Consider the following 8,747-nt stretch of genomic DNA (forward strand, 5'->3'; position numbering starts at 1 on the left):
ATGGCGGACCCTCGGCCTTCCGGGCGGGCGGGTGAGGTGGACGGAACGCGGTCCGGAGCGGCCGGGCCGCGATCCGTGAGCAGTATTTATATATGCCGTCCGCTTGGCAAGACGCATGAAAACATTCATGCCTGATCGCACCGGGTGACGCGCCGGAGGCGGCCCCGGACCGGGCCGGTCCCGCAGTGAGCGAGGGTTCAGTCCCGAAGGAAGAACCGGTGCTCGTCGGCGACCTGCTCGTAGTCCTCGAGCCGGGCCTGCGTCCGCTCCGGGTCGGCGTCCGTCATGGCCTGCAGCAGCGCCGCGCACATCACGCCCGGGGCCGCGTACGAGTCGAAGACCAGGCGGGAGCCGGTGCCGGTGGCGAAGGTGACGTCCGCCTCGTCCGCGAGCGGCCCCAGCGCCAGGTCGGTGATGAGCGCGACCTTCAGCCCGGCGCTGCGCGCGACCCGCACCGCCGTCAGGGTCTCCTGCGCGTGCCGCGGCATGGAGAACGCCAGCACCCATGTCCCGCCCGCTTCCCGCGACTGCAGCAGGGCGTCGTAGGCCACGCTGCCGCCGAGCGTCACCAGCCGCACGTCCGGGTGGATACGGCGGGCGGCGTACGCGAAGTACTCGGCCAGCGAGACGGAGATGCGCAGGCCCAGGACGGTCAGCGGGGTGGAGGCGGACAGGGCGCGGCCCGCCTCGATGACGCGGTCGGTGTCGGCGAGGTCCCGCCGCAGGTTCTCGAGGTTCTCGATCTCGGCGTCGACGGCCGCCTGCAGTTCGTTGCCGCGGTGCTCCTCGGTCTGGCCGGCGCCGGCGGGCCGGGTGCCGAGGGTGATCGACTGGAGCTTCTCCCGCAGTGCCGGGTAGCCGCTGAAACCGACCGCCGAGGCGAACCGGGTCACCGAGGGCTGACTCACCCCGGCGCGGTCCGCGAGATCGGTGATCGACAGGAACGCCGCCTCGGTGATGTGCTCGATCAGGTACTGCGCGATACGCCGCTGGCCGGGGGAGAGCCGGGGCCGGTCGAAGAGGGCGCGGAGCTGGGCCGTCGGGGACGGCTCCGTCTCCGGACCCGCCTTGGCCGAGGTGATCGCGTACGCCTGTGCGCGTGCCTGCTGCGGCGATGGCACCGGTACGCCTCCCTTGTCTCCCACGAGGGTTCAACATAGCCCACCCCCTCGCACCACCAGCGCCGTCGCCGACGGGGACCGGCCACGGCGCGGGGCCGGCCATGTCCGGGGGGAGACCGCTCCGGCTTCGCGGGGGATATCCCCGCCCGCTCAGGGAACCCGCCGACTCAGCGCTGCACCGCGGCACCGCGGCACCGCGACACAGCGACATCGCAACCCCCTGCAAGACGAGGAGCACTGCGGACATGACCGTCCCCGAGGAGAACCGGCCGAAGACGCACGACACCGACGAGGTCCTCGAGCAGCACCGCGAGGATGACGCGCAGGCGCAGGGCGGCACCGGCCGGACCATGCGCGAGGCGCTGGAGGAGGCCGAGATCCGGCCCGACGACTACGAGGAGCGGTAGGGCATGCCGCTCGGATCAGGCCGCGGGCGCCGGGACCGGCCGGCCCCGCCCTGCGGCCTGGTCCGAACGCCATGACCGCCGTTCCACCCGCCCCCGTCCCGACGCGACCGAGTTTCGGCAGGTGACAGTATGAGCGCCCTGAGCGCGCTGGAAACGGCACTGGAGAACCGATGGGAGGCCCTGTGGGCGCGGATGTTCGGGCGTGATCCGCTCGAACTCGTCGACGCCCTGCGGCGCGAGTGCGACAGCAACGCCGTGGTGTGCCGTGCGGGGCGGGTGATGGTCCCCAACGCCTACGACGTCGAGCTCGCCGAGCCGGTGCACGAGCGGCTGTCCCGACGCGGCGACAGCGTGGGCCAGGTGCTCACCGACCGGCTGGCCCGGCATGCCGCCCGCAACGGCTACGAGTGGGCGGGCCCGCTCACCGTGCACGTGCGCCGTTCCGCCGAGGTGCCCAACGGCCGCTACCGCGTGGCGAGCACGGTCATGCAGCACGTGAGCGCGGTCGGCTTCCAGCGGGCGGCCCAGCCGGGCGAGGGCTGAGGACGCCGAGGACCCGGGGGCACGCGAACGCGCACACCGCCGGCCCGCATTCCGGCGTCGGCACGATCACCGGCAGGCGGGCCCGGAACACCGGCCGCCAGGGACCGTTGCCCGACTCGTACCGCGGCCGCCGCCCCGACGCGGTCCGGCCACCGTCGAATCCCGGCTCCGGACGCGGCCCGGCGGCCGCCGCCCTCGCCACGGCCGCCCGCCCCGGCGACAGCACCACCGGAACGGGCACCGGCCACCGCCCCCACACCGCCGCGCGACGCCTCATGCGCCCCGCTCCCACACCGGCGCATGTCCGGCCGGCGTGGTCCCGTCGCGTGGGCCAGGAGCGGTGCCGGCCTCTCCGGTCACGGACGCGAGCCCGCCGGCCCGGACGGCCGGCGGCCGGACGCGGCCCGACGTCACGTCAGTTCCTCCACCGGCACCACCACGTCCGCCCGGTCCCGTGTCGCCTCCACCAGCTCCGCGTTGCGCTCGTCGGAGCGCTCCACCCAGGCGACCGCCTCCTCGTGCGACTTCCCGAACCGCTCGTGACGGGCGATCAGCCGGCCCACCCGCCGCTCCTCGTCCGCCGCGCAGAACCACACCTCGTCCAGCAGCGGACGCACCCGCGCCCACGCCCCGGTGCCGAGCAGCAGGTAGTTGCCCTCCGTGACCACCAGGCGCGCGGCCGGCGGCACCGGGACCGCCCCGGCCAGCGGCTGCTCCAGCTCCCGTTCGAAGCAGGGGGCGTACACCACCTCGCCGGCCTCGTCGTTCTCGTCGGCCTCGCGCAGCCGCCGCAACAGGGCCGCGTACCCGGCCGCGTCGAAGGTGTCGGGGGCGCCCTTGCGGTCCCGGCGGCCCAGCCGCTCCAGCTCCGCGTCGGCGAGGTGGAAGCCGTCCATGGGGACGTACGCCACCCACGGCTCGCCGGAGCCGTTCAACTCGCCGACCAGGCGCTGCGCGAGCGTGGACTTGCCCGCGCCGGGACTGCCGGCGATGCCGAGGATCGCGCGCCGCCCGCCCCGGGGGAGGGCGCGGGCGCGGCGGAGGAGGTCGTCGAAGGTCAGCGCCACACAGCAGAGTGTGTCACCCGGGACGCCGGGCCCCGCCACCCGTGTGGCCCGCGCCACTCACTGTTCCGCGCCGTCCGGGGAACGGTGACGGTATGACGGATCTGGGTCTGCCCGAAGACATCGAGGCGTGCCTCTTCGACCTCGACGGCGTCGTCACCAGGACGGCCGTGGTGCACGCCGCCGCGTGGAAGGAGATGTTCGACGCCTTCCTGCGCGAGCGGGACGGCGAGGGCTTCGCCCCCTTCACCGCCGCCGACTACGACGCCTACGTGGACGGCAGGCCGCGCGCCGACGGCGTGCGCACCTTCCTCGCCTCCCGGGGCGTCCGGCTGCCCGAGGGCGGCCCCGGCGACCCGCCGGCCGCCGCCACCGTGCACGGGCTGGGCAACCGCAAGAACGAGCTGCTGCTCGCGAAGATCCGCACCGACGGCGTGGAGCCCTACGACAGCACCCTGACGTATCTGCACGCCGTCCGCGCGCGGGGCCTGCGCACCGCGGTCGTCTCGTCCAGCGCCAACTGCCTGGACGTGCTGCGCTCCGTCCACGCCGAGCACCTCTTCGACGTGCGGATCGACGGGGTGGTCGCCGTCGAGCGGCGCCTGCCGGGGAAGCCGGCGCCCGACACCTTCCTCGCCGCCGCCCGCGACCTGGGCGTGGAGCCCGCGCGGGCCGCGGTGTTCGAGGACGCGCTGGCCGGCATGGACGCCGGACGCGCCGGACGGTTCGGCCTCGTCGTCGGCGTGGACCGCGTCGGACAGGCCGCCGCCCTGTACGCGCACGGCGCCGACCGGGTCGTCACCGACCTGTCCGAGCTCGGGGGTGACGCGTGACCCGCACCCGCCGCTGGTACGACATCGACCCCTGGACCGTGCGGGAACGCGGCCTGGACCTGGAGCGGCTGCCGCAGAGCGAGTCGGTGTTCGCGCTGTCCAACGGCCACGTCGGCTGGCGCGGCAACCTCGACGAGGGCGAACCCCACGGCATGCCCGGCTCCTACCTCAACGGCGTCCACGAACTGCACCCCCTGCCCTACGCCGAGGCCGGCTACGGCTATCCCGAGTCCGGGCAGACGGTCATCGACGTCACCAACGGCAAGGTGCTCCGGCTCCTCGTCGACGACGAGCCGTTCGACCTGCGCTACGGCCGGCTCGTCCACCACGAACGCACCCTCGACCTGCGCCGCGGCGTCCTGACCCGGGCCTGCGAGTGGACCTCGCCCGCCGGTTCCACCGTCCGGGTGCGCTCCACCCGGCTGGTGTCCCTCACCCAGCGGGCCGTCGCCGTCGTCGCCTACGAGGTGGAACCCGTCGACAGCCGCACCCGGGTGGTGGTGCAGTCCGAGCTCGTCGCCAACGAGTCCCTGCCCGGCCCGGACGGCGACCCGCGCGCCGCCCGCGCGCTGCGGTCCCCGCTGGAGCACGAGGAGGACTTCGCCAAGGGCGGCCGGCTGCGGCTGGTGCATCGCACCCGGCGCAGCGGTCTGCGGGTCGCCGTGGCCGCCGACCACGTCGTCGACGGTCCCGAACGGACCACCACCGACTGCGAGAGCGACATCGACATGGCCCGGCTGACGGTCACCTCCGTCCTGGAGCCGGGACAGCGGCTGCGGGTGGAGAAGTTCGTCGCCCACGGCTGGTCCGGCGTCCGCTCCCGGCCCGCGATGAGCGACCAGGTGGAGGCGGCGCTGGCGGCCGCCGCGCACAGCGGCTGGCAGGGCCTCCTCGACGAACAGCGCGACTACCTCGACGCGTTCTGGAGCCGCGCCGACGTGGAGGTCGACGGCGACGAGGAGATCCAACAGGCCGTGCGCTTCGCCCTGTTCCACGTGCTGCAGGCGGGCGCCCGCGCCGAGCGGCGCGCGATACCCGCCAAGGGACTCACCGGCTCCGGCTACGACGGGCACGCCTTCTGGGACACCGAGGTGTTCGTGCTGCCGCTGCTGATCTGCACGGTGCCGCAGGCCGCCGCCGAGGCGCTGCGCTGGCGGCAGAGCACCCTGCCCGTCGCCCGGGAGCGCGCCGCCCAGCTGGGCCTGCGCGGCGCCGCGTTCCCCTGGCGCACCATCGAGGGACCGGAGGGCTCCGCGTACTGGCCGGCCGGCACCGCCGCCTTCCACGTCAACGCGGGCATCGCCGACGCCGTCGTGCGCTACGTCCAGGCCACCGGCGACGAGCGCTTCGAACGCGACACGGGCGTGGAGCTGCTGGTGGAGACCGCCCGGCTGTGGCGCTCCCTGGGCCACCACGACGACCGGGGCGTCTTCCACATCGACGGGGTCACCGGACCGGACGAGTACAGCGCCGTCGCCGACGACAACACGTACACCAACCTCATGGCCCGCGCGAACCTGCTGGCCGCCGCCGACGTGTGCAAACGCCACCCCGACCGGGCGGCCGAGCTGGACGTCGACGAGGAGGAGAGCGCGAGCTGGCGGGACGCCGCCGAGGCGGTCCACCTGCCGTACAACGACGAACTCGGCGTGCACGAGCAGCACGCGGGCTTCACCCGCCACCAGCGGTGGGACTTCGCCGGCACCCGCGCCGACCAGTACCCGCTGATGCTGCACTTTCCGTACTTCGACCTCTACCGCAAACAGGTGATCAAACAGGCCGACCTGGTGCTCGCGATGCACACCCGCGCCGACTGGTTCGAGGAGCGTCACGACGAGGAGCAGATCGCCCGCAACTTCGCCTACTACGAGCCGCTGACCGTCCGCGACTCCTCCCTGTCCGCCTGCGTCCAGGCCGTGATGGCCGCCCGCACCGGCCACCTGGACCTGGCGTACGAGTACACCGCCGAGGCCGCGCTGATGGACCTCGCGGACCTGGAGCACAACACGCGCGACGGACTCCACATCGCTTCCATGGCCGGGGCGTGGACCGCGCTGGTCGCCGGGTTCGGCGGCATGCGCTGGGACGACGACGGCCTCCGCTTCACGCCCCGGCTGCCGCCCGGACTGCGCCGGCTCGCCTTCACCCTCGGCCACCGCGACCGGTGTCTGCGCGTGGAGATCACCGCCGACCGCGCCACGTACCGCCTGCGCTCCGGACCCCCGCTGACCCTCCGTCACCACGGCACGGGGCTGACCGTGGGCGTGGACGCCCCCGCCGAGGGCCCGGTCCCGGTGCCCGCCCCGCGGCGGTCGCCCGAACAGCCCGCGCACCGCCGGCCCCGTCCGCGGTGACCGGGGCGCTCAGGGGGTCCTCGGCCGTTCTCCGCCTGCGCCGCCGACCGGTCCGGGTTAGCTTTGGCCGTGATTCCCCTCCATCCGTCCTCCTCACGTTCCTCACGGCAAGGGGCCTCCGCGGCCCGAGGGAGACGGCACTCAGGACCGGCGGCAGCGAAGGACGGACGATGACCCACGGCGCCGGAGCCCCGCCGACCGTGACCCGGCGGAACGAGAAGCGGTCACGGCCGGCCGGCCCGTGGACCGTCCACGACGCACGGCCGCTCGCGGTGCTCGCCGCCGTCTTCACCCTGGCCCAACTCGTCCTCGTGCGACCGACGCTGGGCCTCGGGTGGGACGAGATCGTCTACACCAGCCAGGTCACCGCCCACCACCCGGCCGCCTTCTTCAGCGCCCCCCGTTCCCGGGGCGTCTCCCTGCTGGTCGCGCCCGTCGCGTCCTGGTCCGACTCCACCGTGCTGCTGCGGATCTACCTCGCGCTGCTCTCCGGACTCGGGCTGTACCTCGCCCTGCGCGCCTGGCGCGGCCTGTTCCCCACCCGCGTCCTGGTCACCGCCGGCGCCTTCTTCGCCTTCCTGTGGGTGACCCTCTTCTACGGCCCCCAGGCCATGCCCAACTACTGGGTGGCCGTCGGCGCGCTCGTCGCCGTCGGGTCGTTCCTGCGCCACCGCCAGGACCCCGCTGCCAGGGGCGCCCTGTGGGCCGTCGTGGCGGGCGCCGCGCTGATGGCGTGGATGCGGCCCACCGACGCCGTCTACGTCTCGATCCCGCTGCTCGTCCTCGCGGCGGCGGGCCGCAGCCCGCGCCTCCTGGCGGCGCTCGTCGGCGGTCTGCTGGCCGGCGGGGTGCCGTGGGTGATCGAGGCGTACGCGTCGTTCGGCGGCCTCGGCGAACGGCTGGCCGAGGCGTCCCGCATCCAGGGCGGACTCGGCCTGCACATGGCCGTCGACGACCAGCTCCGCAGCCTCGGCGGACGCACCCTGTGCCGCCCCTGCACCGGGTCGATGCCCCACCCGGTGATCACCCTGTGGTGGTTCGTGCTGCCGCTGCTCGCCGTGCTCGGCCTCGTCGTCGCCGTGCGCGCCCGCCGCGCCCTGCGCACCGTGGTGCCGCTGGCCTGCGCCGCCACCGCCGCGCTGCCGTACCTGTTCACCATCGAGTACGCGGCGCCGCGCTTCCTCCAGCCCGCCTACGCGCTGCTCGCCCTCCCCGTCGCCGACGCCCTGTGGTACCTGGTCACGGCGGTGCGCGGGCGCTGGCGGCCGGCCGTCCGGGCGGTGGTCGCGCTGGGCCTCGCGGGCCACCTGGTGGTGCAGCTGACCGTGCTGGTGCACACGGCGAACCGCTCCGCCGCCGGCCGCGAGGAGTGGGCCCGCACCGCGGAGGGACTGCACCGGCTCGGCGTCAGCCCGCCCTGTCTGGTCACCGGCCACGAGTCCATCCCCATCGGCTACTACACGGGCTGCTCCTCCGGCGCGACGGCCGGGAACAACGAGAACATGACGGCCGCGGACATCCGGCGCACCGCCGGGCGCGTCCCGGTCGCCGAGATCACCCGCGCCGGCAGCAGGCCCCACGCCTACGCGCGGACCTGGCCCGTCCACCGGATCGAGGACTACGACATCCGCGTCGCGCCGGGTCCGGACGCGCCACGGGAGTGAGATTCACCGGTTTCCCGCAGGTGGGGCGGCTCACGGGGTTAGAGACCGGCTGACGGGAAACGCGGATCTGACATCCGAGACGGCACGAGCCGACGCAGCGCGACAGGGAGGACGCCATGGGCTCCGAACCGATGGGGGACGACGTCTACCAGCCCACCGGGACCAACGAGCAGCAGGAGGATGGCGCCCCGCTCGACATGCAGGACGCCCTCGACGAGCGGGACTACGACGACATGCTCGACGAGGGCTACTCACCGCCGGAGAAGGCGATGGGCGTCAACAAGCACGGCATCACGGCCGCCGAGCAGCACGACGGGGAGAGCCTGGACCAACGGCTGGCCCAGGAGGTGCCGGACGCCTCCGCGCCGGCCGGCGACGGCGTGGGCGACCTGCCGGGCGGCGAGGGCGAACCGGTCGACCCGGAGGCGGGCGCCGAGCGCGCGGGACGCCTGGTCGCGCCGGATGAGGGCGCGCACCCCGACACCACCAAGGAGTCCGTCGCCGACGACGTCGGCATCGACGGCGGCGCGGCGGGCGCGGAGGAGGCCGCCATGCACGTCGTGGAGGACGAGACCGAGCTGCCCGAGGACCGCTAGGCGGCGACGAGGGCCGTACGACGCCGTCGGGGCCCGTGCACGCCCGGGTCCACCGGGCCGACCGCCTGCCGCAGGCGAGGGAGCGGGGCGAAAGGGGCCGGGTGACTAAGGAAGGATATTAAAAAAAGCGGCGGGACCCACATCAGGCAGCGTACGCCTGGCCCC

The 8,747-nt window shown here is 74.4% G+C and carries 8 protein-coding genes; 6 read left to right on the forward strand and 2 right to left on the reverse strand.

The genetic code is table 11. The features are described 5' to 3' along the window. Positions 1 to 197: 197 nt before the first annotated feature. Positions 198 to 1,121 (reverse strand): MurR/RpiR family transcriptional regulator, encoded by a 924-nt coding sequence (locus ACIQ8B_RS19785; RefSeq protein WP_403548326.1) that lies wholly within the window; start codon positions 1,119 to 1,121, stop codon positions 198 to 200. Between the two features lie 245 nt (positions 1,122 to 1,366). Here ACIQ8B_RS19785 and ACIQ8B_RS19790 point away from each other — a divergent pair, with 245 nt between their 5' ends. Together ACIQ8B_RS19790 and ACIQ8B_RS19795 are read left to right on the forward strand one after the other, a co-directional pair. Then, entirely contained in the window at positions 1,367 to 1,528 is a 162-nt protein-coding gene (locus ACIQ8B_RS19790) for a hypothetical protein (protein ID WP_198602381.1), read from the forward strand. 129 nt (positions 1,529 to 1,657) lie between these two features. Then, positions 1,658 to 2,071: a DUF3662 domain-containing protein gene (locus ACIQ8B_RS19795; protein WP_290003285.1), complete on the forward strand. Its 414-nt coding sequence runs from the start codon at positions 1,658 to 1,660 to the stop codon at positions 2,069 to 2,071. Between the two features lie 410 nt (positions 2,072 to 2,481). Here ACIQ8B_RS19795 and ACIQ8B_RS19800 read toward each other — a convergent pair whose 3' ends face one another. Then, the gene (locus ACIQ8B_RS19800) at positions 2,482 to 3,138 is read right to left on the reverse strand and encodes a nucleoside/nucleotide kinase family protein (protein WP_106411063.1); all 657 of its coding nucleotides are present in this window, start codon (positions 3,136 to 3,138) and stop codon (positions 2,482 to 2,484) included. A 92-nt stretch (positions 3,139 to 3,230) separates the two neighbouring features. On the opposite strand from ACIQ8B_RS19800, the gene ACIQ8B_RS19805 reads away from it, so the two are divergent. From ACIQ8B_RS19805 to ACIQ8B_RS19820, 4 genes are all read left to right on the forward strand, one after another. Beyond that, positions 3,231 to 3,968, forward strand: coding sequence for an HAD family hydrolase (locus ACIQ8B_RS19805; protein WP_403548329.1), 738 nt, complete (start codon positions 3,231 to 3,233; stop codon positions 3,966 to 3,968). Beyond that, the gene (locus ACIQ8B_RS19810) at positions 3,965 to 6,322 is read left to right on the forward strand and encodes a glycoside hydrolase family 65 protein (RefSeq protein WP_403548331.1); all 2,358 of its coding nucleotides are present in this window, start codon (positions 3,965 to 3,967) and stop codon (positions 6,320 to 6,322) included. Before ACIQ8B_RS19805 ends, ACIQ8B_RS19810 begins: the two co-directional genes overlap by 4 nt. Before the next feature lie 170 nt (positions 6,323 to 6,492). Beyond that, the gene (locus ACIQ8B_RS19815) at positions 6,493 to 7,986 is read left to right on the forward strand and encodes a hypothetical protein (RefSeq protein ID WP_290003291.1); all 1,494 of its coding nucleotides are present in this window, start codon (positions 6,493 to 6,495) and stop codon (positions 7,984 to 7,986) included. Positions 7,987 to 8,102: 116 nt separating this feature from the next. Then, the gene (locus tag ACIQ8B_RS19820) at positions 8,103 to 8,582 is read left to right on the forward strand and encodes a DUF5709 domain-containing protein (protein ID WP_106411059.1); all 480 of its coding nucleotides are present in this window, start codon (positions 8,103 to 8,105) and stop codon (positions 8,580 to 8,582) included. The last annotated feature ends 165 nt before the right edge of the window (positions 8,583 to 8,747 follow it).

The organism is Streptomyces sp. NPDC096105, assembly GCF_044763335.1.
GTDB lineage: Bacteria > Actinomycetota > Actinomycetes > Streptomycetales > Streptomycetaceae > Streptomyces.